The following is a 26227-nucleotide window of genomic DNA, read 5'->3' as shown; positions in this document are numbered from 1 at the left end:
CGGCATCAACTCCCGCTACCAGGAGGCCTTCTGGTGCCAAGATGCCGGTCGGCCAGGGCGCAGAGCAGCGCCGCCGCCTCGAAGCCGAGCGCGACCAGCAACCCCAGCTTGAAGGCGCCGGCCCAGTCGTGGCCGGCGCCCAGGCGGCCGAAGAAGACCGCGCCGACCACGGCGATGCCGAGCGAGCTGCCCAGGCGCTGGCCGGTCTGCAGGATGCCGCCCGCCGTACCGGCGCGCGCCACCGGCACCTCGGCCAGGGCCAGGCTCTGGTTGGGCGCGATCACCAGGCCGGATCCGATGCCGGCCACCAGCAGCGGTGCGGCCGTCGCCCACCCCGCGCCGTGCCCGGGCACCAGCTGGACGGCGAGCGCGGCCAGGCCCGTGCCGACCAGCACGGCCACCAGCCCCACCAGGATCACCGTGCGCCCGGCCGTGGCCACCCACCGCCCGCCCACCAGCGCCGAGACGGCCGAGCCGAGCGCGAACGGGGTGATCGCCAGGCCCGCCCCCAGCGCGCTGTAGCCCAGACCGCTCTGCAGGTAGAGCGTGAAGATGAAGAAGACCGTGGTGAAGCCGGCGAAGTAGAGCAGGCCGAGCGTGACGCCGAAGGTGTAGCAGCGGATCGCGAAGAGCGACAGGTCCACCAGCGGGGTGCGCCGGCCACCTGCCGCCACCCGCCGCTCCCAGCCGACGAAGCCGGCCAGCACGAGGGCGCCGACCGGCAGCAGCAGCCACTTGGCCGAACCGTGCCACTGCTGCTCCTGCACCAGCGGCAGCAGGATCGCCACCAGGCCCAGCGCGAGCAGCACTACCCCGACCCAGTCGATGCGGCGATCCGGGCGACCTGCCGCGGCGGCGCCCGCACCCGTGCCGCCCGCGATGCCGGTGCCGATGCCGATGCCGGTGCCGATGCCGGTGCCGGTGCCGCGCGGGATCAGGCGCAGCGCGAGCGCGAAGGCCAGCACGCCGATCGGCAGGTTGACGAAGAACACCCAGCGCCACCCCGTCTGCTCCCCCGCCGCGTTGATCAACAGACCGCCCGCCAACGGCCCCACCGCGGTGGCGAGCCCGACCGTGGTGCCGAAGTAGCCGAAGGCCCTGGCCCGCACGGCGCCGGTGAACATCTGCTGGATCAGCCCGGAGATCTGCGGACCGAGCAGCCCGCCGCCCGCGCCCTGGACCAGCCGGGCGAGCACCAGCACGGTGGCGGTCGGTGCCAGGCCGCAGGCGGCCGAGGCGGCGGTGAACAGGCAGAGCCCGACCAGGAAGACGGTGCGCCGCCCCCACAGATCGCCCAGCACCCCGGCCGGGATCAGCGTGAGGCCGAAGGTGAGGGCGTAGCCGGAGAGCACCCAGGACAGGTCGGCGGAGCTGGCGTGGATGCCGCGCTCGATCGAGGGCAGCGCCACGTTGACGATCGACACGTCCAGCAGGCTCATGAAGCCGACCAGCAGGCAGACGGCCAGCGCCTGCCAGCGGCGGCGCAGCTCGGCACGGTCGCCCGTCGAGGGGTGGGAACCGCCGTCGACCGCGCCGACGGACGGCTTGGGCTCGCTCATCCTCCTTAGCCTGGCCCATGCGGCACGCTCCGGGCAGCGGCGTTGACCCGTTCGGCCGGGGCGCGGAGCACCCCCGAGCGCCCGTCCTCTTCATCCGTTCGGGCGACGGGAGGCCGGTCGCAGGTTCGCGCCCACGGGCTCGGGGTAGGCGCGCAAGCCTGACACGGACGGGGAGCCGACGCCCGCCGGCCCGGAAAGGGAGCCCGCCATGCCACACGAGCCGACCACCGACCCCGGGCCCGGGAGGGGCGATGGAGCAGTCCCCGCCGGGCCGACCACCGACCCCGGGCGGCTGATCCGCACCCAGGTCCCCGCCCGGCTCGACCGACTGCCCTGGTCGCGGTGGCACTGGCGGATCGTGATCGGGCTGGGCACGGTCTGGATCCTGGACGGCCTTGAGGTCACCATCGTCGGCAACGTCGCCGGGCGGCTCTCCGAGCAGGGCAGCGGGCTGGCGATCAGCACCGCCCAGGTCACCACCTGGGCGGCCGCCGTCTACGTGGCGGGTGCCTGCTGCGGTGCGCTCTTCTTCGGCCGGCTCACCGACCGGTTCGGACGCAAGAAGCTCTTCATGCTCACCCTCGCGGTCTACCTCACCGCCACCGCCGTCACCGCGTTCTCCTGGACGGCGTGGTTCTTCTTCCTCTGCCGCTTCTTCACCGGCTTCGGCATCGGCGGCGAGTACGCGGCGATCAACTCGGCCATCGACGAGCTGATCCCGGCCCGGGTGCGCGGGCGGGTCGACCTGATCATCAACGGCAGCTTCTGGGTCGGCGCGGCGATCGGCGCCTTCGCCTCGATCGCGCTGCTGAACACCGCGCTCTTCGCCACCGACCTCGGCTGGCGGCTGGCCTTCGCGATCGGGGTGGCGCTGGGCCTGGTGATCCTGCTGGTGCGCCGGCACGTGCCGGAGAGCCCGCGCTGGCTCTTCACCCACGGGCGGGGCGAGGAGGCGGAGCAACTGGTCGACGAGATCGAACGGACCGTCACCGAGCAGACCGGCGAGCCGCTGCCGGCCCCCGAGGGCTGGGTGACGGTCCGGGAGCAGGGCCCGGTCAGCTCCACCACGGTGGCCCGCACGGTCTTCCGCAGCTATCCCAAGCGCACCGCACTGGGCCTGTCGCTCTTCGTCGGCCAGGCCTTCCTCTACAACTCGGTCACCTTCGGCTACGCCGTGATCCTGACGACCTACTTCAACGTCGCGCAGGGCGACACCGGCTACTACTTCGCCGTGATCGCGGTGGGGAACTTCTGCGGCCCGCTGCTGCTCGGTCACCTCTTCGACAGCGTCGGCCGCAAGCCGATGATCGCCGGAACGTATGTGCTGTCGGGGGTGCTGCTCTTCGGCACGGCCGCGCTCTTCCAGCAGGGTCTGCTCAACGCCAGTACCATGACGGCCTGTTGGGTGGGCGTGCTGTTCTTCGCCTCGGCCGGCGCCAGCGCCGCCTACCTGACGGTGAGCGAGGTCTTCCCGCTGGAGGTGCGGGCGCTGTGCATCGCGTTCTTCTACGCGGTGGGCACGGCGCTGGGCGGCATCACCGGCCCGCTGCTCTTCAACGGCCTGGTGAACAGCGGCAAACCCGCCGACACCACGCTCGCCTTCTGCATCGGCGCCTCGCTGATGGTGGCCGCCGGGCTGGTGGAGGCGGCGATCGGCGTCCGAGCGGAGCGGCTCTCCCTGGAGGAGTTGGCCGCCCCGCTCTCCGCCGTCCACGGCCAGGAGGCCGGCGTCGAGGCCTAGGCCGCCGTCCACGGCCAGGAGGCCGGCGTCTAGCGGTAGACCCGCACGTAGTCCGCCGCGAAGGTGATCGGGGTGGAGCCGCTCGGGGCGGGGTGGTACTGACCGGCGCTGATCGACAGGTTGAGGATCAGGCTGGCGGACCAGTTGGCCCCGACCCCGGTGTTGTCCGAGTAGACCTTGACCCCGTTCACGTACCAGTCGACGGAGTTGGCGCCGTAGTAGGTGCCGATGGTGACCCACTGGCCGGGCTTCACGTCGGTGGCGTCGGTCAGGTAGTCGTGCGCCGGGTTGACGTGGTTGGTCAGCTCCAGCAGGTTCGGGTTGTCCGGGTGGTACTCGAACGAGTCGATCTCGCTGCCGCCGTTCGACCAGGTCCACAGCGCGGGCCAGGCACCCGGCGCGGAGGGCATCTGCACCCGGGCCTCGGCGTAGTCACCGGTCTTCACCTTGAAGCCCTGCTGGGTGCCCTCGGTGGTGAGCAGGCCGGTGGTCCACGCCTGCTTGCCGTTCTCCAGGGTGTGACCGGAGGGCTGGGCGGTGAAGGTGGCCACGCCGTTCGCCACCGAGACGTCGGACGGGTCGAGCCAGTCGAGCTTGTTGTCGTCCGGGTTGTGGTTGCCGTACTTGTACGCGGTGGTGGTGCTGTCGTTCCACTTGGTGGAGTCCAGCGGGCCGTTGAACTCGTCCGACCAGGTCAGCGCCTTGCCGGCGACCGGTGAACCACTGGTGCTCGGCGACGGCGACGGCACGGGCGTCGGGGTGGGGGCCGGGGTGGGCGCGGGTGCGGGTGCGGGTGCGGGAGCGGGGGTGGACGTGCCGGCCGCCGCGACCGTGAGGGTCTGGGTGGTCAGGTTGTGCCAGGCACCCGCCTGGTCCTGGAAGAAACCGAACATCTGGTACGTCCCCGCCGGGAAGCTGCGCGCGCCTGTGGTCAGCGAGAGCCCGCTCGGGCAGATCTGCTGGTTGCCGAGGTTCCCGGGGAAGTCCAGGTTGTTCCCGGCGGCGTCGCGCACCCCGACCCCCACCGTCTTCGCGGTGAAGCAGGAGGCGGCGTGCACGGTGAGCGCGGCGGTGGTCGAGGCACCGGCGGTGGCCGTGGTGGGGGTCAGCCGGTCCTGGGTGACCTGGGGCACGGCGGTGGTGGCGGACGTGCGGGCCCAGGCGTCGGCCTGACCGACCACGGGCACCGCGAGCAGGCCGAGCGCTCCGGCGACGACGCCGAGGCGCAGCGGGGTGGACGTGCGTATCACGGGGAGTCCTCTTGCGACGCCTACGAGGTGAGCTGTCGGGTTCGGGCCGCAAGATGGCCCGGCCGGCACCGGTCTCAGGTGACGGCTTCACCCCTAGCCGGGCGTGCTTCCTGGGCCTGCGGGCGCAGGCGGGCGGGGGCACGGCGGCACTACCTGGGTCCCCCGCTCCTGCCTGGTGCGGTGCTCTGGGGCCGGCCACCGGCAGGCAGGACTCGGCGGTCCCGGAGGCTGGGCCCGCCGCTGGGTGGCGGGCGCCAGCAGGGTAGGCAGATGACGTGATCATCATCAATGTCAGGCGAGTCACACGAGCCCCACCCCTCGCAAAAGCGACGCCGCCGCATCACCTGGACCGCCGCTCAGTTACGTGGACATGAAGACTCTGCCGGCCCGCTCCCAGCACCTTCCCAGGCTTCCTGACGCTGCCCCAGACTGCTTGCCATGCAGACACTTCTACGCGCGTTGAAGTCGCGTGCCGCCGCCGTGGTCACCGTGAGCATGCTCACCCTGGCCCCCACCGCCGTCTTCGCCGCCGACGCCCACGCGGACGTCAGCGGCTCCATCTGCCAGTCGGCGCTGCCGAGCCAGGCGGACGACACCCTGAACCTGATCGCCCAGGGCGGCCCGTTCCCGTACTCCGAGGACGGCGAGACCTTCCAGAACCGCGAGGGCGTGCTGCCCAGCGAGTCGTACGGCTACTACCACGAGTACACGGTCGTCACTCCGGGTGCCCCCACCCGTGGCACCCGCAGAATCATCACCGGTGAGGACGGGTCGGACTACTACACCTCCGACCACTACGCGTCCTTCTCGCTGGTCGACTTCAGCTGCTGAAAAGCGGCCCCGCAGCGGCCCTGAAGCGGCCCTGAAATGGCCCCGACACGGCCTGGGCCCCGGCGCGACAGCCGGGGCCCAGGCCGTCTGTCAGCCGGCGGCGCGCCAGGCGGCCGCGGCCGCCACCCGGTTGTGCACCCGCAGCTTGGCGTAGGCGTGTTCCAGGTGCTTGTCCACGGTGCGGGCGGAGACCGCGAGGCGACGACCGATCTGCTGGTCCGTCAGGCCGTCCGCGAGCAGGTCCAGCACGGCTGCCTCGCGCGCGGTGAGGTCGGCGACCGGCACCCGCGGCGGCGCCAGCCGCTCCAGGCCGTGGGTGAGGCGGGCCCGCAGCAGGGTGGCCGACTCCAGGTCGGCATCCGGGAAGTCGCTGCCGGACCGGTTGACGATCAGCGCCACCGTGCGCCGCCCGGCGCTCGTCCAGCCGGCCGGGAAGGCCATCGCCAGCTGGTACTCCGCGCCGACCGGGCCCAGCGCCTCGCCGTAGGTGCCGAGCCGGTGGTACTCGGTCCGGGACTGCAGGTCGCTGCGGCGCATGGGGACGCCGCTGCCGCCGTTGGTGTGCCTGAAGAGCGGGTCCTCGGGGGCGTCGCGGAAGAACGCGGCCAGCGCCTGCGGACTGAACAGCTGCTGCGGCAGGGTGACCGGATGGCGCCCGGCGGGGGTGCGGGTGGACCAGGTGAGGGTGTCCCCCGGCACGGCGCGGAGCAGCACCGGAAACAGCGCCGGCAGCAGGGTCTCCTCGTCGACGGCGTCGATCAGCAGGTCGATCACGGCGCAGATCCGCCGCAAGCCGGCCTCCCCGGACGGAGTCACGCATCGAGCGTGCGCCCACCGGGGAGGCCGGGTCAAGCCGGGTCCCGACAAACCCGGCTGCGGACCGCCCGCCCAACGAGGCGATCATGGGAGAGAAGTGACAGGGGCCGCCCTGCGGTTACCGGTTACCGGCTGGCGGCTACCGGCCTACCGGCTGGCGGCGTAGACGCGGTTGAGCGGGCTCTCGGCGGCCAGCTTCCAGTGGTGCAGTCCGGCGTCGTCGGCGAGGTGGCGCATCGCGTCCTCACCGGCGTGGTTGCCCATCGCCTGCGGCCCGTGCTGGGCCAGCGCGGAGGGCAGGCAGATGGCCACCGAGGCGGAGACCACGGCGCGGCCGATCGGATTGGCGTTCTCCCGGACGTCGGCCGAGGCGTTCGGTTCGACGATCATGCAGGCGCCGTCGGGGGCCAGCGCCTGCTCGGCGTGGTGCAGCGCGCTGCCGGGGTCGCCCATGTCGTGCAGGCAGTCGAAGAAGGTGATCAGGTCGTAGCCGTCACCGGGGAAGTCCTGGGCGCCGGCCACCTCGAAGCTGACCCGGTCGGCCAGTCCCTGCTCCTTGGCCAGCTCGCCGGCCGCCTCGATCGAGGGGCCGTGGAAGTCGAAGCCGTGGAAGTGCGAGGCCGGGTAGGCCTTGGCCATCAGCATGGTGGACCAGCCGTAGCCGCAGCCCACGTCGGCGACCTCGGCGCCGGCCGCCAGCTTGCGCTCGGTGCCGTTCATCGCGGGGATCCATTCGGGGACCAGGGCGCCCGCGTAGCCCGGGCGGAAGAACTTGGCGGTACCGGCGAAGAGCGCTTCGCCGTGCTCCTCCCAGCCCACCCCGTGCCCCGTCCGAAACGCCTCCATCAGCACGTCCTCGGTGCCGTAGAGCGCCTGCATCATGGTGAAGAAGCCGGCCGCGTAGGTGGGCGCGCCGGGGTCGGCCAGCACGGCGGCGTGCTCGTCGGGCAGCAGGTAGCCGTCGGTCGCCGGGTCGTACTCCACGTACTCGCCGGCCACCTGCGCGGCCAGCCACTCGCGCAGGTAGCGCTCGTGCAGGCCGGTGCGTTCGGCCAGCTGGGCCACGGTCAGCGGCCCGGCACCGGCCATCGCGGTGTACAGGCCCAGCCGGTCGCCCAGTGAGGTGCACAGTCCGGCCATCGCGGCGGCACCGTCGGTCACCACCCGGCCCAGGAACTCCATCACCTTGTCCTCGTCGACCGCCATCGCGGCCACCTCCTCGGCACTCCCCCTCACTCCAGCAGAGCACCCCCGCCCCGGGCCATACGGGATTCTCCGTACCGCCCGGGGCGGGGATGCTTCGGCGGTGCTTCAGGTGTGCTGGAGGATCAGTTCGTCCTTGAGCGTGGCGCGGATCTGGTCCCGCAGTTCCCTGGAGTCGTCGTGGCCGTGGACCGAGACCGCGTGTTCGGCGGCGGCCCGGACCACTTCCTCCTCCTCACCGGAGATGGCCAGCGTGCAGTGCATTTCGCTCGGGTACTCCCGGCAGTCGACGACCTTGCGCATGATCGGCCTCCCGACCGGCCACGGTGCCCCCACCCGGCGGCCGGCCACCCGCTGGCCGGAGGACCGGCGGACAGAGGCACGGGGCGTGTCGCGGAACCATTGTCCCTCCGCGCCGCGGGTCGGATAGCGTTGGGAGCGCACCAAATGCCCCGGCCAAGCTCCCCGGATCACAGACGAGGACCTCCACCAGCATGACCGAGACCGCTGCCCTGCCCGGCTTCGCCGGCCGGACGTACCTCTTCCAGGTCGACAACGGCGCCGCCTTCCGCAACGCCTACTCGGCCGACGGCAAGCGGCTGCGCTGGGAGGGTCTGGGCGAGTCGGCGGGCCAGTGGGAGGACGTGCCGCTGCACGTCGCGCTGGTCGCCCCCGAGATCTACTTCGTCAGCTGGACCGAGCGCAGCGGCCTCACGGTCAGCCATGTGATGGACCTGGTGACGATGACGGTGCGGGCGTTCTGGACCTACGAGGGCGAGGGCGGCCGGGTCGGCGAGCTGCACACCGGCACGCTGGAGCCGCTGGCCTGACCCCGCGGCACCACAGCTGAACCGGCCCCGTCGGAACGTCCGGCGGGGCCGGTCGCTGTGCGGGCCGGTCGCTGTGCGGGCCGGTCGCTGTCAGGGGCCGGTCGCCGTCAGGGGGCTGAAGCAGCCTCGGCGGACGCCGCGTCAGGCCGTTCGCCCCAGAGCCGCAGCCCGGCCGTGAGTTCGCGCAGGCAGCGCGCGGCCAGCGGCCCCGGCGCACCCGGGCCCTCGGTCGGCGCCGCGCCGTCGGCCGGGGCCGTGCCGTCGGCCGGCTCCTCGGCCGCCCAGCTCTCCAGCGCGACCCGGATCGCGGCCGTGGCGGCGGCGGCCGCCAGCCGCACCTCCAGCGGGTCGGCCCCCGCGCCGCAGCGTTCGGCCAGGATCGGGACCAGCGCGTCCTCGGAGTCCTGGTGCACCGCCTGCCAGACCCGGCGCAGTCCCGGGTCGGTGAGCAGCGCGCGCGTCCAGCGCAGCGCGTCGGCGGCCCGCTCGTCGACCGGCGTGAGCGCCTCCACCGCCGCCCGTTCCAGCACCTCGGGCACCGCGAGCCCCACCGGCGCGGCGGCGATCAACGCCAGCCAGCGCTGCCCGCCGGCCGCGAGCAGCGGGGCGACGGCCTCCTCCTTGGTCCGGAAGTACCGGTAGAAGGTGCGCAGCGCGACGCCCGAGGCCCGCGCGATCTCCTCGGCGCTGGTCGCCTCGGCGCCGCGTTCGGCGAAGAAGGCGGCGGCCGTGGTGGCGATCTCCAGCTGGGTGGCGGCCCGGCGGCGGTCGTTGAGCGAGGGCCGGTCGGCCGGCGCTGCCTGCTCGGCCTGCGCTGCCTGCCCGGTCGGGGCGGGTCGGTCGGTCGGGGCGGGTCGGTCGGTCATGCCTCCACGCTACGCCACACCCGGCCCATCTGGCATGAACTAGCGAAGTGGCACAACGTGCCACTCAGGCGTACCGTGACTCACGTGGCCGCGGGCAGCGGCCGCACGCACCTGAACAGCCCTGAGATCGGAGCACCCCATGCAGCGCTTCACCGACCGTCGCGTCCTGATCACCGGCGCCGGCTCCGGCATCGGCCGGGCCACCGCCCACCGCCTGCTCGCCGAGGACGCCCACGTCGTCGCGGTGGACGTCAACGAGGCGGGCCTGCGCGAGACGGCCGAGCGGGCCGCCACCGAGGGCGCCGCCGAACGGCTGACCACCGCCGTCCTGGACATCTCCGACGAGGAGTCGGTCCGCGCCGGGGTAGCCGCCGCCGTGCGGACCCTGGGCGGGCTGGACGTCCTGGTGAACGCCGCCGGCATCCTGCGCTCCTCGCACACCCACGAGACCAGCCTGGAGTTCTGGAACACCCTGCTGAGGGTCAACCTGACCGGGACCTTCCTGATGACCCGCGAGGCGCTGCCCGCGCTGCTCGCCTCGGACTCCGGCGTGGTGGTCAACTTCAGCTCCACCTCGGCGAGTTTCGCCCACCCGTACATGGCCGCCTATGCCGCGACCAAGGGCGGCATCCAGTCCTTCACGCACGCGATCGCGCAGGAGTACAGCAGGCAGGGGCTGCGCGCGGTCTGCGTGGCGCCGGGCAGCATCGACAGCGGCATGACCAACAATCCCGGCCTGCCCGCGGACGCCGACTTCGGCCTGCTGGCCAAGCTCGCACCCGCCCTCGGCGCCGGCTTCGCGGGCCCGGAGACGGTGGCCGGGGTGATCGCGATGCTGGCGAGCGAGGACGGCGCGTTCGTCACCGGCACCGAGATCCGGATCGACGGCGGTACCCACATGTAACACGCGGGGGGCTTCGGCTCACCCCCGCCAGCGGGCCGCGAAGGCGCGGGCCGGGTTGTCGCGGAAGATCAGCCCGGTCTGCTCCTCCCCCAGCTCGCGCAGCAGCCGCGGGCGCAGACCGGTCAGCAGGAACGGCATGCCCGGGCCGTCGGCCGTGGAGCGGGCGGTGGCGACCACGGTGTCGCCGCCCAGCAGCAGCCGGTCGCCGTGCCCGGCCCGGGCCAGCTCGGCCAGCGTCGCCAACAGCCGCCAGTCGGTGGCGTGATTGACCCGGGACGGGCCGTCGAAGGCCAGATAGGCGCCGGTGGCCGCGAGGTCCCGGTGCAGCAGCGGGTCCGGGAAGCGGTTGAGGTGGCCGAGCACCACGCTGGACGGCGGCACGCCGAGGCGCTCGCAGAGCAGGTCCAGCACCTCGGTCGCGCCGGTGCCCAGTTCGTGGTGGACCGCGATCGGGGCACCGGTGGCGTGGTGCGCGGCGGCGGCCGCGGTCATGGTGCGGCGGGCGTGCTCGTCCAGGCCGTGGTAGCCGCCGGCCACCTTGATCAGGCCGGCCCGGGGAGCAGGGCCGGCCGGATCGGCGCCCGGGCCGGTGATGCCCTCGGTCAGTTCGGCGACGAAGAGCTCGGCGAGGGTGTCCGGCGGTGGCAGCTGATCGTAGTGCGCCGCCTGGTGCAGCCCGGTGGCCGTGACCAGGTGCACCCCGCCCTCGACGGCCAGCCGCACCAACTGGTCGGCCCGGCGGCCCAGTCCGTGCGGCGTCCACTGGATCACCGCCCGGCCGCCCGCCGCACGGAAGGCCGCCAGCTCGGCCGCGGCGGCCGCCGGATCGTCCAGCTCCTGCCCCGGCAGCCGGGCGCTGCGGAAGAAGAGGTGGTCGTGCGCGTCGCAGACGCCCAACTCGGCCGGGTCCAGATCGCCGAGGACGGTACGGATCTTCGCCGTGCCGCCGTCCGCCGCCGTACCGGCCCCCGCCGTACCGGCCGCTCCGGCGCTCATGCGCCCACCTCCTGGTCCAGCAGGCGGTAGCCGGCCTCGCGGCCGAGGACGGCGGGGGCCAACCGGTCGGCCAGGGCGGTGGTCTCGGTGTTCGTCACGGGGAAGTCTCCAGACGTGGTCGGGTCCCGGCACGGGGGCCGGAGAAGATCTGACGGACCGTCACCACTGCTGCCCGCGCGGCAGATCGGCCAGCTCGGGGCGGCTGAGGTGCAGCACCTGGTAGCGCTCGCCGTACCCCGGGCCCGGCGGCTCGCTCCAGAGGGTGAAGGTGAGCAGCTCCCAGCGGTCCGGGTCGACGGCCAGCGCGGTGGTGTGCACGCCCGCCAGGCCGGCCGGCAGCGCGGCGCGGGCCCGCTCGATCTCGGCGGCCGGGTCCGCGTCGGGCGCGAGCGGCTCCAGCAAGCGGGTGGCGGCGACCGCCCCGGCCGCCCGGGCCGGACCGTCCTCGACCGCCAGGCCCAGCCAGGAGCGGACCCGCGGCCGGCCGAAGTCCTGGCTCAGCCCCTGAAAACCGGGGCCCCAGAGAAAGCGGTTCATCCCCCGCGCGGCCCGCCAAAGGTAGAAGGGCGCGTACTGATTCACCGGCGAGTCCGCCTGCCCGCGCTCGCGCACCAGATAGGCCTTCACCGCCAAGTCCGGGAAGTCGTCCAGCAGGTGGCCGCGCTCCGCGACCCGGCGGCGAATGATGTCCATGTCGTAGTCGGCCGGCAACGTGATCTCGTACTGCATCGCATGCATCGTGGCTCCCCTGTCCGTTATGCGGGTACGACCGTTATCGGGCGGGCGGACGTGGCTCGACGTGCGGATCCGTCGTTCCGTGATCTCCCGCAGGACGTAATGTACATACTAGTAGGTACAGTCGCCACTCATTAATGAACAAAAGACTGGACAGGGACATGCAGACACGGGATAGTTGCCCCGGAATAGTTGAATCTTCATGCGTTGTTCTGTGCACACCGGAAGTTCCGGCCGGAGTCCCGTCAGACGACTCACCTGAAGAAAGGAGCGCCCCGTGACTGCCTTCTCCCCCTCGGCGGAGTACGCGCGGGCCCAGTTGTTCTTCGATTCCAAGGCGTATGCCGACGCGGCCCTCATTCTGGAGCCGCTGATCGCCGCCGAGCCCGGCCATCTGGCCACCCGGCTGCTGCTGGCCCGCAGCTACTACCACTCGGCCCAGCTCACCAAGGCGGCCGCCGAACTGCGCCGGATCCTGGAGCAGGACCCGACCGAGAGCTACGCCCAGCTGATGCTCGGCCGCACCCTGGAGCGCCAGGGCCGCGCCGACGAGGCCCGCCCGCACCTGCGGCTGGCCGCCGCGATGACCGACGCCTACGCCTGAGCTGCCGCGATGACCGAGGTCTACGCCTACGCCTACGCCTGAGCCGCCCCTCCCCACCGGACCGCCGCCCGCCCGCACCCCCACGCGGGCGGGCGGCTCCCTGTGCGGTGAGCACCCCGGGCCGGTCCGGCCCGAGCCGTCACAGCCGTCCGGGCCGTCACAGCCGTCAGGGCCGTCAGAGCCGTCGGCTTCGTCCGCACAGACCCTGCAGCGCGCCGACCAGGGCGTCCAGGGCCGCCGGGTAGGCGTGCGCGGCCGGCGTCGCGTAGCCGACCACCAGGGCGGGCGGCGTCTCGGCCGGGTCCTGACCGTGCAGGTACTCGCTGAGCGGGCGGGCCAGCACCGAACCCCGGCGCAGCGCGGCGGCGATCTCCCGCTCGTCCAGGTCCGCCGGCAGGGGCAGTTGCAGGATCGCGTGCAGGCCGGCCGCGATGCCGGTCAGCCGGGCGTGCGGCAGCCGCTCGGCGACGGCCCCGGCCAGCGCGTCGCGCCGGCGCCGATAGCTCGTGCGCATGGTCCGCACGTGGTGGTCGAAGGCCCCGGAGTCGAGCAGGTCGGCCAGGGCCAGCTGCTCCAGCGTGGGCGTCTGACGGTCCGCCAGCCGCTTGGCCGCCATCAGCGGCTCCAACAGCGGTGGCGGGCAGGCGATCCAGCCCAGCCGCACCGCAGGCCCGAGCGACTTGCTGACCGATCCCGCGTAGACCACCCGGTCCGGGCGGCGGCCCTGCAGGGCGCCCACCGGGCGGCGGTCGTAGCGGAACTCCCCGTCGTAGTCGTCCTCCACGATCCAGCCCCGGCACTCCTCGGCCCAGGCCAGCAGCGCCGCCCGGCGGGCCGGCGAGAGGCTGACGCCGAGCGGGAACTGGTGGGCCGGGGTGCAGAGCACCGCCCGCGCGGCGCTGCCGGCCAGCGCGTCGACCCGCAGGCCCTGGTCGTCGACCGCGAGGTCCAGCACGGGCAGCCGGGCCGCTGCGGCGGCCCGGTGCTCGGGCATCCCGGGGTTCTCCATGGCCAGGGCCGGCACGCCCGTCTCGGCGAAGACGGCGGCGAGCAGGCCGAGCGCCTGGGCGAAACCGGAGCAGATCACCAGGTGCTCCGGGGCGACCCGGACACCGCGCACCCGCCCGAGGTAGCCGGCCAGCGCGGTGCGCAGTTCGATCCGGCCGCGCGGGTCGCCGTAGCCGAACGCCTCGGCGGGCGCCTCGTGGATCGCCCGGCGCAGCGCGCGGGACCAGGCGACGCGGGGGAAGGCGGAGACGTCGGGGCGGCCCGGGCTCAGATCGTGGCGGAGTCCGGGGGCGGCGGTCGGCGCGATCCCGGACGGCCGCGGTTGGGGCCCGGCGTCCTCGGCGACCCGGGTGCCCGCCTTGGTGCGGGCGGTGAGCCAGCCTTCGGCGATCAGCTGCTCGTAGGCCTGGCTCACCGTCCCCCGGGAGAGGCCGAGTTGCTCCGCCAGGTGCCGGGTCGCGGGCAGCCGGACACCGGGCGCGAGCCGGCCCTGGCGGATCGCGGTGCGCAGCGCCTCCTCGACGGCCCGGCGGCGGGTGCCCCGGGCGCCGGGAGGGCCGGTCTCGACCAGTTCGATCAGCAGGTCGAGGCCGGGCGGCCGGTCACGCCGTGGGGTGGCTGGGGGCATCGGTTCGGGCACCGGGGCGGGCACCGGGGCGGGCATCGGTTTGGCTCACTTCACCGGGCTTCTTTTGGTCCATGGAGATGGTCCTTTCTGCTTCTAATTTGAGCATGTGACCACGCATCGGACCGCTGACTCGGGCGATCTCGGCACCGCCCCCGCCCCCTCCCCGACCCCGGCCGCCACCCCCACCGCTGCTCGCGGGCTGTCGCGACCACTGGTGCTGCTGCTCGCCACGGCCTGCGGGCTGGTGGTGGCGAACAACTACTACGCCCAGCCCCTGCTGCCCGCGCTGGCCGACAGCCTGCGGGTCTCCAGCGGCGTGGCCGGGCTCTGCATCACGGTGAACCAACTCGGGTACGCGCTGGGCCTGGTCCTCCTGGTGCCGCTCGGCGACCTGCTGGCCCCGCGCCGGCTGGTCGTCACCATGCTCGCCGTGGACACGCTCGCGCTGGCCTCCGCCGCGCTGGCCCCCGGCCCGGGCACCCTGCTGGCCGCCCTGGCCGTGGTCGGGCTGACCGGCTCGGCCGCCAGCGTGCTGATCCCGCTCGCCACCTCGCTGGCCCGCGAGGAGCAGCGCGGCCAAGTGGTCGGCACCCTGATGAGCGGCCTGCTGCTGGGGGTCCTGCTGGCCCGGACCGCCTCCGGCGCGCTCGACCAACTGGCCGGCTGGCGCGCGGTGTACGGCTTCGCGGCGGCCGCCACCGCGGTACTCGCGCCCGCCCTGCGGCTGTGCCTGCCGAACCTGCCGGCCGGCCGCGGGCAGAGCTATCCGCGCCTGCTCGCCTCGGTCGCCACCCTGGTGCGCACCGAGCCCCTGCTGCGCCGCCGGATGGCCTGCGGCGCGCTCGCCTTCGGCTGCTTCCAACTCCTCTGGACCGGCCTGCCGTTCCTGCTCAGCGACCGCCCGTACCACTACTCGGCCGCCACCATCGGCCTGTTCGGCCTGCTCGGCGCCGCCGGAGCGCTCGGGGCCCAGCCCATCGGGCGGCTGCAGGACCGGAGCCTGGCCCACCCCGCCACCGGGCTGCTGGTGCTCACCCTCGCGCTCGCCTGGGCGGCGCTGGCCGGCGGCCACCACCTGCTGCCGCTGATCGTCGGGATCCTGCTGCTGGACGTCGGAGCCCAGGGCCTCAACGTGCTCAACCAGGCCCGGATCTACACGTTCCCGGTGGCGCTGCGATCACGGGTCACCACCGCCTACATGACCGCCTACTTCCTCGGCGGCGCGGTCGGCGCCACCGCCGCCGCGACGCTGTACGCCACGGCCGGATGGCTCGGCAGCTGCCTGACCGGGCTGGGGCTCACCGCGGCGGCCGGCGCGCTGTGGCTCGGCGACCGGCGGGCAGCGAACTGATCCCCCACCTCAGCCCAGCTCAGCCCAGCCCAGCTCACCGCAGCTCAGCTCGCTCGACCCACCGTCTGCTCATCGGAGATCCACATGCGCGTCTTCCTCGCCGGGGCCACCGGCGCCATCGGCCGGCTCCTGCTGCCACTGCTGCTGACCGCCGGCCATCAGGTGGTCGCCTGCTCGCGCAGCGAGGAGGGCACCCGGGCGCTGCGCGAGCAGGGCGCCGAGGCGGTCCGGCTGGACGTCTTCGACCGGACGGCGGTCGAACGGGCCATGGCAGCGGCCGCACCGGACGCCGTGATCCACCAGCTGACCGCACTGAGCGGCTTCGCCCCGGGGCCTGTCCAGGCACTGGCCGAGAACGCCCGGATCCGGCGCGAGGGCACCCGCAACCTGGTGGACGCCGCGCACCAGGCCAAAGTGCGCCGAATCGTCGCGCAGTCCATCTCCTGGGCCTACCAGGGCGGCGACACCCCGGCCACCGAGACCACCCCGCTGGACCCCGGCACCGAGCAGCCACGCGCCACGACGGTCGGCGGCGTGCGCGCCCTGGAGGAGGCGGCGGCCGAACTCCCCGAGCACGTGGTGCTGCGCTACGGCACCCTCTACGGCCCGGGCACCTGGTTCGCCAAGGGCGCGCTGATGGCCGAGCGGCTGCACCGGGGCGAGCTGGCGGCGAGCGAGGCGGTGAGTTCGTTCCTGCACGTCGAGGACGCCGCCCGGGCGGCACTCGCGGCGCTCGACTGGCCCAGCGGCACGGTCAACGTGGTGGACGACGAGCCGGCTCCTGCCCGGCTCTGGGTCCCGGCGCTGGCCGCCGCCGTCGGGGCGCCGACGCCGCCCGCGGTGGCCGGGCGGGCCGCCTGGGAGCGCGGCGCGGACGGCGCGCTGGCCAGGACCGCCCACGGCTGGCGACCGACCCGGGCCTCCTGGCGGCAGGGCTTCGCGGCGCTCGCCTGAGCGTGCGTGCGCCCGCCGGACCGCCGGGAGCGGCCGGGAGCGGCCGGGGAGCGGCCGGGGAGCGGCCGGGAGCGGCCGGGAGCGGCCGGGCGGGCGTCAGGCCCGTCCAACCCGTCAGGCCCGTCCAACCCGTCCAACCTGTCAGACCCGTCAGGCGAAGCGCTGGACGTCGGCCGCGGTCCGGTACGGCGTCCAGTCGCCGCCCGGCGCGCCGGTGGCCGTGAAGGCGGCGAGGGCCCGGCCGAAGGCCTCGCCCAGCGCGCGGTCCGCCGCGCCGACCGTGCCCAGCATCGGGGCGGCCGGGTAGGCGTCGAAGGTGCCGAAGAGGAACGGCAGTTCGGCGCAGTGGGTGGCCCCGAGACCGAGCTCGTCGGGCGTCGGGCGGCGGTCGAAGCGGTAGACGTACGCCGGGGTGCCCTGGGCGGCGCGGTGCTCGGCCAGCTCCGTGGCGCCGGCGTGGAAGAACCGGTGCGTGACGGTCTCGCCGACCGGACCGTGCAGGCCGAAGCCCGTCATCTCGTCGGTGGTCGTGCCCAGCAGCAGGTCCTTGCCGCCCAGCGCGCCCGCGGCCACCGCCGGGAGCATCGGCTGCGGCAGACCCGCGCCGCCGAGGACGGGGTACATGGGCGGGTTCGGGTCGCCGGAGCCGGCACGGTCGGCGGCCAGCCGGCGGTAGGTGTCGAGCAGTTGCCGGACGGGCAGCGCGCGCAGCTCCTCCCAGCCGCTCGCGCCCGGGGCGGAGCCGGCCTGCCGCGGGTCGATGCCGAGCAGGCGCAGGTAGGCGGCGGCCGTCTCGGCGGCCTCGGCCGGGTCCTGCGGGCGCATGCCCCAGGGGCCGCTCTGGGCGATCACCCGGCGCACCGCGCCGCCGGTGGCGGGGTCGAGCGCCAGTGCCAGGGCCGAGTAGGCGCCGGCCGACTGGCCGCCGACCGTGATCGCCGCGGGGTCACCACCGAAGGCGGCGATGTTCTCGGCGACCCAGCGCAGCGCAGCGCCCTGGTCCCGGCAGCCGAGGTTGTCCGCGCCGAACTCCGGCAGGTAGAGGTAACCCAGCGGACCCACCCGGTAGTTGGCGGTGACCACGACGATGTCGCCGAGAGCGGCGAGCCGGGCGCCGTCGTACCAGTCCCACCCGCCGCTGCCGCTGCTGAAGCCGCCGCCGTGGAACCAGAGCAGCACCGGGCGCGGCGCGTCGGTGGCGGCGGCCGGCGTCTGCCGGGGCGTCCAGACGTTGAGGGTGAGGCAGCCGTCCTCGTCCCAGTCCGGCTCGCGCGGCCCCATCACGGCCTCCAGCCGGGACGGGCCCTGCGGGGCCGCCGGCCCCGGGCGCACCGCGTCGCGGATCCCCTGCCAGCCCGGCTGCGGGCTCGGCGCGGCGAACCGCAGGGCGCCCACGGGGGAGGCCGCGTACGGGATGCCGCGGAAGGCCGCCACCGGGCCCTCCAGCGTGCCGCGCAGCAGGCCGTGGGCGGTGGCGAGCACCGGCCCCGTGCCGTTCGTGCCGTTCGTGCCGTTCGTGCCGTTCGAGCCGTTCGTCGCGTCCGTGCCGCTCGTTCCGTTCGGTCCGCTCGTTCCGTCGGTCATGGCCATCCGTCCCCTCTCGTCGTGTCGGCCCCTCAGGTGTACGGCTTCCCGGCGGGAGCAGGCCATCGTCCGCCGCCCTGAATCCGAAAACATGACACCGAAGCACCTAGAATGCCGAATGTGCGCCAATCGCTCGATGAGACCGATCGCCGGATCGCCGCCGCGCTGCTGCTCGCGCCCCGCGCCTCCTGGCGGACGCTCGCGCACTGCCTGGAACTGTCCGAACGCACGGTGGTCCGCCGGGCCGGGCCGCTGTACGCCGACGGCACGCTGCGGGCCACCGTGGTGTGCAGCCCCGTCCGGTTTCCCGCGCTGGTCCCGCTGGCGCTGCGGGTGCGCTGCCGCCCCAACCGGGTACGGGCGGTGGCCGCCACGCTGGCCCGCCGGCCCGACACGGTCTGGGTGGACGTGCTGGGCGGCGGCGACGAGATCAGCACGATCCTCTTCCTCGACGGCCCCGAGGCCCGCAACACCCTGCTGCTGCGTGATCTGCCCGCCACCGCCGCCGTCGCCTCCTGGACCGCGCACACGCTGCTTCGGGTCTTCCCGATCTCGTTCCACTGGAGCGGTGATCTGCTCTCCGCACGCGAGACCGCGCTGCTCCGCTCGACCGATCCGCTGCTGGCCGGCGGACCGGCGCCGGAGTCGCCCGACGTCCCGGCGGCCGCCGAGGCGCCGGGCGACGCCGCCCTGATCGAGGCGCTGAGTGCCAACGGCCGGGCCGGCTACACCGACCTGGCCGCCCGGACCGGCCTCAGCCCGCTCACCGCCCGGCGCCGGGTGGCGGCGCTGGTCCACGGCCGGGTGGTCCGGCTGGCCACCGAGGTGGACCTGGCGCTGCTCGGCTGCCAGAGCGAGGCGCTGCTCTGGCTGACCGTCAGCCCCGGCGCGCTGGACGCCACCGGCCTGGCCCTCGGCCGCCACCCCCGGGTCCGCTTCGTCGCCGCCACCACGGGCCCCGCCAATCTCCTGGTGGCGGTGGCCGTGGCGGATCTCAGCGCCCTCTACGCCTTCCTGACCGAAACCGTCGGCGCCCTGGAGAAGATCACCACCATCGAGACCACGCCGATCCTGGCCACCGCCAAACGTACCGGCCTGACCCGCCCCACCTGGTGAACCCACCGGCTCCCGGAGGTCAACCAGAGGTTCCGGTCGCGGAGTTGTCGCTCGTCAGCGCCAGGTGGTCAGCGGAGATGAACAGCATCCGTCCGATCTTGCGCAGTCGACAGGGCGTCAGTTAGCGTTCGTCTCGTTCGTGTTCCATCACGTGCACGATTTCATGGGGGCGGGTCATGCAACCCAGGATCGGTATCACCGCGCGATTACGCCGGTCAGTGCAGAGCCATTGTGTCCATCAGGCCTACGTCGATCAGGTCGCCCGGGCAGGCGGGGTGCCGATCATCATTCCGTTCGGCGACGAAAAACTCTGCGAACCGGTGTTGTCCGCGCTGGACGGCCTTCTGCTCACCGGCGGCGAGGACATCGATCCCGACCATGCCGACGGAACCCCACGGCAGAGCAGGTACGACTACCACCCCGACCGGGACGCCTTCGAACTCCGGCTGGCCACCCTGGCCCTCGCCGCCGGGCTGCCGACCCTCGGCATCTGCCGCGGCTGCCAGGTGCTCCATGTCGCAACGGGGAACCGGCTGATAGCGGATATCCCCGCGGTCACCGACGGCAGTGTCGCGCACCGGCTCTCGCTCACCGAGCCGTCCCGGCACCAGGTCACCCTCGCCGCCGGGAGCAAGGTGGCGCGGGCCTACCGGGAACCATCCGTGCGGGTCACCTCCTACCACCACCAGGGGCTGACCATGTCGGAGCGCCCCGATTCACGATGGCGAGCGACCGCGCATTCCGAGGACTCGCTCGTCGAGGCCATCGAGCAGGACGGGGACGGCTGGGCCGTCGGCGTGCTCTGGCATCCGGAACTGCCCGCGACGGAGAACGCGGACGAAAGTCCGGACCGGTTGATACCCGACCAGTTGAGCCCCGACCCGTTGAGCCCCGACCCGTTGATATCTGCCTTCGTCCTGGCTGCGAGGCCGTCCCATGTTTGATCTCCGCCGCCTGGAGCCCGAGGATCTCGGACTCATTCTGGAACTCCAGGAACGCATCCGTTCCGGCCTCGCCGACACATCGACATTCCAGACCAGTACGCCGGAGTTCATCTCCTACTGCCTTGCGGACGGCGGCCATTGCTATGGCGTGTCGCGCGGCGGCGAAACGGTCGCGTACCGCATGGTCTACTTTCCGCGCGACCGTGCGTTCAATCTGGCCAAGGACACCGCGCTGCCGCCGGCCGAGTACTCCCGGGTGGCGCACTGGGACACCATCGCCGTCCTGCCCCAGTGGCGCGGATTCCAGCTGGCGCGGCTGCTGAACACCCGGGCCCTGGCCGACCTGGTGGAGACGGACATCCGCCATCTGCTCGCCACCAGCTCACCGGCCAATCCGCACGGGGTCCGTTCACTGCTCGAAGCGGGCTTCCGGCCGGTCCGGCTGGTGCGCAAGTTCGGCGGCAGGCTGCGGTTCCTCTGCTACCGCCCCAGTCCGGCCGGTTGGCCCACCGAAGGACCCACCGAACGACCCTCCGAACGCTCCGCCGAACGCTCCGGCGAACGACCCGGCGACGGCCCGAGGCGATCGGTTTCGCTCGGTGCCACCGAGGAGCTGGAGCGCGCGTTCCAGGACGGCTGGACCGGCACCGCCATCGTGATCGACGACTCCGGGCCCCGGCTCGCCCTGCGGCACCAGCCCCTTCCGTTCGACGACGAAAGCTCCCCACGGTGACGAAGATCCTGGTGACCACAGCCAACCCCGAGTTACCCGATTCGGACTTCCTGCGAGCCGGAAACATCCTCTACGCACCGGAGTTGTCCTGCGCCACCGACGAGCAGGTGATCGAGCGGGCCGTCCGGCACGGCTGCGAGGCCCTGATCACCCCGCGGCGCCCCGCCGACCCGCTGCTGCTGCGCTGGTCGCAGGCCGTCCCCGGCCCGAGGTTCCTCGCCTACGTGACCGGCATCCCGGCGCCGGCCGGGCTCCCGGGCCTCACCGAGTTCCAGCAGGACGGCACCGGCCTGGACGCGCTCGCCAGGGCGCTGCGCCGCTGCGAGCAACAGGTCGCGCTCAACCGGCACTTCGAGGCCGCGCCGGCCGATCCGCGCGGCCGTGAGGTCGTGCTGCTCGGCGCCGGGATCGTCAACCTGGTCACCGCACTCGGCCTGGCCGAGGACGGCTACCACGTCACCGTGCTCGACCGGTCCCCGGCGCCCGGGCACGAGGACTGGCAGCGTTACGGCTGCACCCACGCGGGCGACGACGCACGGATGTTCACCTTCACCGAGATGGACAACTACAACAACCAGGACTTCCACGGCAGCGCCCCGGGGTACTTCCGGATCCCCGTCACCGAGGGCGGCTGGCTCGCCCGTGGCGGCCCCGGCCTGTCAGCCGCGGAGCAGGCCTGGATCGAGGAGTTCGAACAGATCCCGGCCTGGCTCGCCCGCGCCTACAACGAGGACATCTTCGCCTTCGCCGCGGAGGCCGGCCAGGAGTGGCACCGGCTGCGGCACAGCTACCCGGAGCTCTTCGAGGACGTGAGCTTCAGCGACGGGATCCTGCGGCTGTACAGCGACCGCCGCCAGCTCGCCGCCGCGCTCGACCGCCACCGCCGGATCGGCGCCCTGCTGGACGAGTTGACGCCCGCCGAACTCGCCCGCGAGTTCCCCACGCTGGCCCGGCCGCTGGACCGGGGCGAAATCGCCGGCGGCTTCCTGGTCCCCGGATTCACCCTGAACATCCACAAGTTCACGCAACGGATCGTCCGCCACCTCGAAGCCCGGGGCGCCGTCTTCCACTGGGACACACCGGTGGCCAGGGTGCGGCGGGACGACGCCGGACGGCTCACCGGCTTCGACTGCGCCCGGGCGATCCCCCAGGACGCGCACATCGTCGCCTCGCCCGGCACCGACGGGCAGGCCCTGCTCGCCGGATCGCCGTGCGAGGGGAAGATCCACGGAGTGCTGGGCGGCTGGCTCCGGATCAGCAACAAGGGTGCCAACCTGCCCTGTTCGCTCAAGATCGCCCGCAAGGGGCACGTCACCGAGGACGCCAACGTCACGGTGGCGCTGGACAGCGACGGCCAGGAGATCCTGATCGTCGGGTCCGGCTACGGCTACCTCGGCGCCGGCACCCACGACGCGGCCGGGCACGGCGTCGACGCGGAGCAACTGGCGGCCGTACGGGCCGGCATGGTCGACACCGTCGAGCGTCTCTTCCCCGACCGCGCCGACCTGTCGGAGTCCTCCAACCCGGCCGACAACTACAGCTTCAAGTTCTGCGTCCGCCCCTGGACTTCGACCTCGCTCGGCCTGTACCACGCGGAAACCACTGCCCACGGGCGGCTGTTCGTCATCAACGGCGGGCACAACACCGGCGGCTTCGCCCAGGCACCGGCGATCGGCCGGGCCGTGCTCGCCTCGCTCCGCGGCGAACGGCACCCCATGCACGCGCTCTACCACCCGGAGCGCTTCCGGTCGTTCGTCAACGGAGTCGACGCGGCCAACACGGTCGACACGGTCGACGCGGACAGCTCGGTCGACGCGGACGGCTCGGTCGACGCGCTCAACAGAGGGGGCAGCTGATGGGCGCCGAGACGGCACCGCTCGATCCCGCCGACTGGGAGGAGTTCCGCGAGCTCGGCAAGCGGATCATCGACGACATGGTCGACTACCTCGCCGGTGTCCGGGACCGCCCGGTCTGGCAACCGGTGCCGGAGGCGGTCCGCGCCCGCCTCGGCACCGAACTACCCCACACCGGAACGCCGATGGCCGCCGTCTACCAGGAGTTCTGCGAGTCGATCCTGCCGTATCCGCGCGGCAACATCCACCCGCGTTTCTGGGGCTGGGCGAACGGCTCCGGCGTCCCCGTCGCCGCCTACGCCGACCTGCTCGCCTCCGTCATGAACTGCACCCTCGGCTCGGGCGAGAACGCGGCGATGCTGGTCGAGCGGCAGGTGATCGAGTGGCTGAAGCAGGCCTTCGACTGGCCCCGCACCGGCTCCGGCGTGCTGACCAGCGGCTGTTCGATGGGGCAGATCATCGCCCTGGCCGCCGCGCGCGAAGCCCGTCGAGGCGCCTGGGACGTGCGCCGCGACGGCAATCTGGCCGGCCCCCAACTCACCGTCTACGGCTCCACCGAGACGCATCACTCCTTCGAGAAGGCGGTCGAACTGCTGGGGATCGGTCGGGTGTTCTTCCGGCAGATCCCGGTCGACGAGTCCTTCCGGATCGAGGTGCCCGCGCTGCGCGAGGCGATCCGGCAGGACCGCGCCGCGGGGTTCCATCCGCTCTGCGTGGTCGGGAACGTCGGCACGGTCAACACCGGCGCGATCGATCCGCTGGAGGAGCTGGTGGCCGTCGCCCGCGAGGCGGGGCTCTGGCTGCACCTGGACGGCGCGTTCGGTGCGTTCGCCTACCTGCTGCCGACCCACCGGCGGCTGCTGGCCTGCCTGAACCAGGCCGACTCGCTCGTCTTCGACCTGCACAAGTGGCTCTACCTGCCGTTCGACGTCAGCTGCGTCCTGGTCAGCCGGCCGGACGCCCTCGAAGCGGCCTTCAGCTCGACCGCGGACTACATCAGCCGCACCGACCACGGTCCGGCGGCGTACGAGGTGGCGTTCTCCGACCGGAGCATCGAGCAGTCCCGGCGGTTCCGGGCGCTGAAGGTGTGGTTCGCCCTCAAAACGCACGGCATCGACGCCTTCGCAGACACGATCGCGGGCAACATCGAACAGATCGCCCGGCTGACCGAACTCGCCGATGCGTCCCGGACCTTGGAGGTCCTCTCGCGCAGCCGGCTGAACATCGCCTGCCTGCGCTACGTCTGGCCGGGCGGCGAGCCGCAGGCGGTGGACCAGGTCAACCGCGAGATACTGTCACGGCTCCAGGTGGGCGGGTTGGCGATGCCCTCGCACACCGTGATCGACGGGAAGTTCGTCATCCGGGTCGCCAACAACAACCACCGGACGACGACGGCCGACATCGAATTCCTGGTCGAGCAGATCCAGGCGATCGGTGATCAGCTCACCCACCAGCCGCCGGAGGCTCCCGCAGGTGATTCCCGTTAGGTCAGGCGCATACTCGGTCGGACTTCCGGCGGCGCTGGTCGCGACCGCGCTGTGGGGATTCACCTTCCTCGGGCCCGCGGTCATCGCCCCGCTCAACGTCTACTACCTCGTGGTGGGCAGGTACGCGGTCTTCGGCGTGATGTCGCTGACCGTCCTCGCGCTGAACTCCGCCAAGGCGCGGGAGCTCGGCGCGCGGAACTTCCTGAAGGCGATGCACCTGGGCGTGGTCGGGTACATCGGCTTCTACCTGCTGCTGTCGCTGTCGACCAGGATCGGCGGCGGCGTCCTCGCCTCGACGCTGACCGGGCTGATCCCCGCAATGGTCGCGCTGGCCTCCAACGTCTTCGAGAAGGCGCTGAACTGGCGCCGGCTGCTGCTGCCGATCGTCGTCATGTCCGGCGGGCTGCTGCTGGTGGACAGCGCCTCCTCCGCCGCCGACCGGGCCGGCGTCTCCGCGGGGCAGACCCTGCTCGGCATCGTGCTGGGCGTCTCGGCCTGCCTGGCCTGGGCGTACTTCGTCATCGCCAACGGGATCATCCTCAAACGCGCCAAGACCCCCATCGACAACGTGGTGTGGACCGCCAGCATCGGCACCGGCGCCTTCGGCGCCTCACTCCTGCTGGTGCCGCTGGCCCGGGCGGGCGGCGGTCCCTCGCCGTTCCACGACGCCGGCACCTTCTGGCACTACCTGGCCTGGTGCGCCGCCCTGGCGGTACTCGGCTCCTGGTGCGCCACCTGGTTCTGGAACGCGGCGACCAAGCGGCTGCCCACCACGGTCATGGGCCCGATCATCGGGATGGAGGCCGTCTTCGGCGTGGTGTTCAACCTCATGCGGGAGCGGCGGCTGCCGACCTCCTACGAGCTGTGGGGCGGCCTGCTGGTCGTCACCGGCGTCTTCCTCTGCGCCTACCTCTTCAACCGGGCGCTGGCGGCCGCGGCCCGGCGCCGCGAGGCTGCTCAGCAGTTCCCGCTCCGGGTGCACGGCATCGAGTAAGCCAGCTTCGCTTCCTATGATTTGACGCATAGTTCGTGGGTCAATTGTGACCTTTTGATGCACCTAAATGCCTACTGCCTTGGACGAATCGGCAGTCTTACGTGATCGAACTGCAATGCCCCGAAGCCTCGGTTCGTGGCAGCATGACCGCCGCTGACTGCATGTCAGAACGTCGACACCCACCGGCGTTCACAGCCGGTGGGACGTCGCGGCTCGCTCGTTCGACAAGGGGAGGTCACGTGGGGATGAGGTTGAGCCGGGCGATACGCGCAGGGAGCGGGATACAACTCGTCCGCTCCACTGCGGCGGTCACGCTCGGCGTGGTGCTTGTGACGGGGGGCATGCCGGTCGTGGCATTCGCCGTCTCGCCACCGAAGCCGCACGCACCGGCAATTCCGGCCGAGCGGATGGTTCCGTCCAAACGGGAAAAGCCCGGTAACCCGGGAAAGCCCGCGACTTTCAAGACATTCGACCCAACGGTCGCCACAGAGCTGCCGGGGGCGGGCAGTGCGGTCGTCGATCTGACGGCCGCATCGAGCGGTGGTGCGCGAGCGCTCGCCGCTCCGCAGGGCTCGGCGGGTTCGGCCGGCGCCCGGGCGGGCAACCTGCCGATCTCGGTCGGAGCCGCCACGCAGGGTGGTGCGAAGGCCAACGCTGCGGGGGCTGGGGCGAGTTCCTCGCCGCTGTCGCGGGTGCGGGTGACCACGGCGGACCAGTCCGTGGCGTCGAAGGCGGGCGTGCACGGTGTGCTGTTCTCGGTCGAGTCGGCCGATGCCTCGACGGGTTCCGGCGCGGCGACGGTGACGGTGGATCCGTCCTCGTTCCGGGCCGCGTTCGGTGGGGACTACGCCTCCCGGCTGCACCTGGTGCAGTTGCCCGCGTGTGCGCTGACCACACCGGAGCTGGCGCAGTGTCAGAGGCAGACTCCCGTGCAGACGGCCCCCGGTGCGCCGCTGACGGCCACCGTACAGCTCGCCCTGCCCGCCGCCGGTGCCGCCCGGACGGCGCCGCTGGCGACCACCGAGCAGGCGCAGTCCGTCTCGTCGACGGCGACTGTGCTGGCCGCGACCTCGGCCCCGGACGGCTCGTCCGGTACCTACTCGGCGACCTCGCTGTCGCCCGCCGGTACCTGGTCGTCGGGCGGGAACACGGGTGCGTTCACGTACGCGTACCCGATCCAGGCGCCCAAGTCGATCGCCGGTCCGGCGCCGGACCTGTCGCTGTCCTACGACTCGTCCTC

At 73.0% G+C, this 26227-nt stretch carries 24 protein-coding genes and 1 riboswitch; of the genes, 14 read left to right on the top strand and 10 right to left on the bottom strand.

Going from position 1 to position 26227, the window contains the following annotated elements; translation table 11 throughout:
• Positions 1-5 precede the first annotated feature (5 nt).
• The gene (locus ACFZB9_RS31100; protein ID WP_391452718.1) at positions 6-1559 is read right to left on the bottom strand and encodes an MFS transporter; all 1554 of its coding nucleotides are present in this window, start codon (positions 1557-1559) and stop codon (positions 6-8) included.
• A 208-nt stretch (positions 1560-1767) separates the two neighbouring features.
• Here ACFZB9_RS31100 and ACFZB9_RS31095 point away from each other — a divergent pair, with 208 nt between their 5' ends.
• The gene (locus ACFZB9_RS31095; RefSeq protein WP_391452716.1) at positions 1768-3300 is read left to right on the top strand and encodes an MFS transporter; all 1533 of its coding nucleotides are present in this window, start codon (positions 1768-1770) and stop codon (positions 3298-3300) included.
• Positions 3301-3329: 29 nt separating this feature from the next.
• Here ACFZB9_RS31095 and ACFZB9_RS31090 read toward each other — a convergent pair whose 3' ends face one another.
• Entirely contained in the window at positions 3330-4550 is a 1221-nt protein-coding gene (locus tag ACFZB9_RS31090; protein WP_391452714.1) for a hypothetical protein, read from the bottom strand.
• Positions 4551-4553: 3 nt separating this feature from the next.
• Positions 4554-4743, bottom strand: a riboswitch (cyclic di-AMP (ydaO/yuaA leader).
• A 245-nt stretch (positions 4744-4988) separates the two neighbouring features.
• On the opposite strand from ACFZB9_RS31090, the gene ACFZB9_RS31085 reads away from it, so the two are divergent.
• On the top strand, positions 4989-5381 hold the full coding sequence (locus ACFZB9_RS31085) for a ribonuclease domain-containing protein (protein WP_391452712.1): 393 nt from the start codon (positions 4989-4991) through the stop codon (positions 5379-5381).
• Positions 5382-5471: 90 nt separating this feature from the next.
• Here the strand turns inward: ACFZB9_RS31085 and ACFZB9_RS31080 are convergent, their stop codons facing one another.
• The 3 genes from ACFZB9_RS31080 to ACFZB9_RS31070 form a co-directional block, all read right to left on the bottom strand.
• On the bottom strand, positions 5472-6197 hold the full coding sequence (locus ACFZB9_RS31080; RefSeq protein ID WP_391452710.1) for a response regulator transcription factor: 726 nt from the start codon (positions 6195-6197) through the stop codon (positions 5472-5474).
• 147 nt (positions 6198-6344) lie between these two features.
• Positions 6345-7403, bottom strand: a complete 1059-nt coding sequence (locus ACFZB9_RS31075) for a class I SAM-dependent methyltransferase (protein WP_391452708.1) — start codon at positions 7401-7403, stop codon at positions 6345-6347.
• Positions 7404-7508: 105 nt separating this feature from the next.
• On the bottom strand, positions 7509-7703 hold the full coding sequence (locus ACFZB9_RS31070; RefSeq protein WP_391452706.1) for a DUF1059 domain-containing protein: 195 nt from the start codon (positions 7701-7703) through the stop codon (positions 7509-7511).
• A gap of 191 nt (positions 7704-7894) precedes the next feature.
• Here ACFZB9_RS31070 and ACFZB9_RS31065 point away from each other — a divergent pair, with 191 nt between their 5' ends.
• Positions 7895-8230 carry a MoaF N-terminal domain-containing protein gene (locus tag ACFZB9_RS31065; RefSeq protein WP_391452704.1) on the top strand — a complete coding sequence of 112 codons (336 nt, stop codon included), beginning with the start codon at positions 7895-7897 and terminating at the stop codon, positions 8228-8230.
• Positions 8231-8337: 107 nt separating this feature from the next.
• On the opposite strand, the gene ACFZB9_RS31060 is transcribed toward ACFZB9_RS31065, so the two are convergent.
• Positions 8338-9096, bottom strand: a complete 759-nt coding sequence (locus ACFZB9_RS31060; RefSeq protein WP_391452702.1) for a TetR family transcriptional regulator — start codon at positions 9094-9096, stop codon at positions 8338-8340.
• Between the two features lie 139 nt (positions 9097-9235).
• On the opposite strand from ACFZB9_RS31060, the gene ACFZB9_RS31055 reads away from it, so the two are divergent.
• Positions 9236-10000, top strand: a complete 765-nt coding sequence (locus ACFZB9_RS31055) for an SDR family NAD(P)-dependent oxidoreductase (protein ID WP_391452700.1) — start codon at positions 9236-9238, stop codon at positions 9998-10000.
• An 18-nt stretch (positions 10001-10018) separates the two neighbouring features.
• Here ACFZB9_RS31055 and ACFZB9_RS31050 read toward each other — a convergent pair whose 3' ends face one another.
• Positions 10019-10996 carry a phosphotriesterase gene (locus tag ACFZB9_RS31050; RefSeq protein ID WP_391452698.1) on the bottom strand — a complete coding sequence of 326 codons (978 nt, stop codon included), beginning with the start codon at positions 10994-10996 and terminating at the stop codon, positions 10019-10021.
• Positions 10997-11155: 159 nt separating this feature from the next.
• Entirely contained in the window at positions 11156-11734 is a 579-nt protein-coding gene (locus tag ACFZB9_RS31045; RefSeq protein ID WP_391452696.1) for a DUF4865 family protein, read from the bottom strand.
• Between the two features lie 274 nt (positions 11735-12008).
• Between ACFZB9_RS31045 and ACFZB9_RS31040 the strand changes: the two genes are divergently transcribed.
• Positions 12009-12335, top strand: a complete 327-nt coding sequence (locus tag ACFZB9_RS31040) for a tetratricopeptide repeat protein (protein WP_391452695.1) — start codon at positions 12009-12011, stop codon at positions 12333-12335.
• 175 nt (positions 12336-12510) lie between these two features.
• Here ACFZB9_RS31040 and ACFZB9_RS31035 read toward each other — a convergent pair whose 3' ends face one another.
• Positions 12511-13971, bottom strand: a complete 1461-nt coding sequence (locus ACFZB9_RS31035; RefSeq protein WP_391452694.1) for a PLP-dependent aminotransferase family protein — start codon at positions 13969-13971, stop codon at positions 12511-12513.
• Positions 13972-14077: 106 nt separating this feature from the next.
• Between ACFZB9_RS31035 and ACFZB9_RS31030 the strand changes: the two genes are divergently transcribed.
• Together ACFZB9_RS31030 and ACFZB9_RS31025 are read left to right on the top strand one after the other, a co-directional pair.
• Positions 14078-15322 carry an MFS transporter gene (locus ACFZB9_RS31030; RefSeq protein ID WP_391452692.1) on the top strand — a complete coding sequence of 415 codons (1245 nt, stop codon included), beginning with the start codon at positions 14078-14080 and terminating at the stop codon, positions 15320-15322.
• Between the two features lie 84 nt (positions 15323-15406).
• Complete coding sequence (locus ACFZB9_RS31025) at positions 15407-16276, top strand: NAD-dependent epimerase/dehydratase family protein (protein WP_391452690.1); 870 nt, start codon at positions 15407-15409, stop codon at positions 16274-16276.
• A 150-nt stretch (positions 16277-16426) separates the two neighbouring features.
• Here the strand turns inward: ACFZB9_RS31025 and ACFZB9_RS31020 are convergent, their stop codons facing one another.
• A complete protein-coding gene (locus ACFZB9_RS31020) occupies positions 16427-17860 on the bottom strand; it encodes a carboxylesterase family protein (protein WP_391452688.1) in 1434 nt (477 codons plus the stop codon).
• Positions 17861-17971: 111 nt separating this feature from the next.
• Between ACFZB9_RS31020 and ACFZB9_RS31015 the strand changes: the two genes are divergently transcribed.
• The 7 genes from ACFZB9_RS31015 to ACFZB9_RS30985 all read left to right on the top strand — a co-directional run.
• Complete coding sequence (locus ACFZB9_RS31015) at positions 17972-18976, top strand: AsnC family transcriptional regulator (protein WP_391452686.1); 1005 nt, start codon at positions 17972-17974, stop codon at positions 18974-18976.
• Positions 18977-19152: 176 nt separating this feature from the next.
• Complete coding sequence (locus tag ACFZB9_RS31010) at positions 19153-19920, top strand: gamma-glutamyl-gamma-aminobutyrate hydrolase family protein (RefSeq protein ID WP_391452684.1); 768 nt, start codon at positions 19153-19155, stop codon at positions 19918-19920.
• Positions 19913-20653, top strand: a complete 741-nt coding sequence (locus ACFZB9_RS31005; RefSeq protein ID WP_391452682.1) for a GNAT family N-acetyltransferase — start codon at positions 19913-19915, stop codon at positions 20651-20653. The genes ACFZB9_RS31010 and ACFZB9_RS31005 overlap by 8 nt, the downstream gene beginning before the upstream one ends.
• The gene (locus ACFZB9_RS31000) at positions 20650-22509 is read left to right on the top strand and encodes an NAD(P)/FAD-dependent oxidoreductase (RefSeq protein ID WP_391452680.1); all 1860 of its coding nucleotides are present in this window, start codon (positions 20650-20652) and stop codon (positions 22507-22509) included. Before ACFZB9_RS31005 ends, ACFZB9_RS31000 begins: the two co-directional genes overlap by 4 nt.
• Complete coding sequence (locus ACFZB9_RS30995; protein ID WP_391452678.1) at positions 22509-23993, top strand: pyridoxal phosphate-dependent decarboxylase family protein; 1485 nt, start codon at positions 22509-22511, stop codon at positions 23991-23993. Before ACFZB9_RS31000 ends, ACFZB9_RS30995 begins: the two co-directional genes overlap by 1 nt.
• Complete coding sequence (locus tag ACFZB9_RS30990; RefSeq protein WP_391452676.1) at positions 23980-24987, top strand: DMT family transporter; 1008 nt, start codon at positions 23980-23982, stop codon at positions 24985-24987. The genes ACFZB9_RS30995 and ACFZB9_RS30990 overlap by 14 nt, the downstream gene beginning before the upstream one ends.
• Before the next feature lie 719 nt (positions 24988-25706).
• Positions 25707-26227, top strand: a 521-nt coding sequence (locus tag ACFZB9_RS30985) for a hypothetical protein (protein ID WP_391452675.1), incomplete at its 3' end; no start/stop codon positions are given.

The sequence above is a fragment of the Kitasatospora sp. NPDC008050 genome (assembly GCF_042957465.1).
GTDB lineage: Bacteria > Actinomycetota > Actinomycetes > Streptomycetales > Streptomycetaceae > Kitasatospora.
Note: the sequence above shows the minus strand (reverse complement) of the source record. Positions and strands in the feature narration are given on the sequence as shown.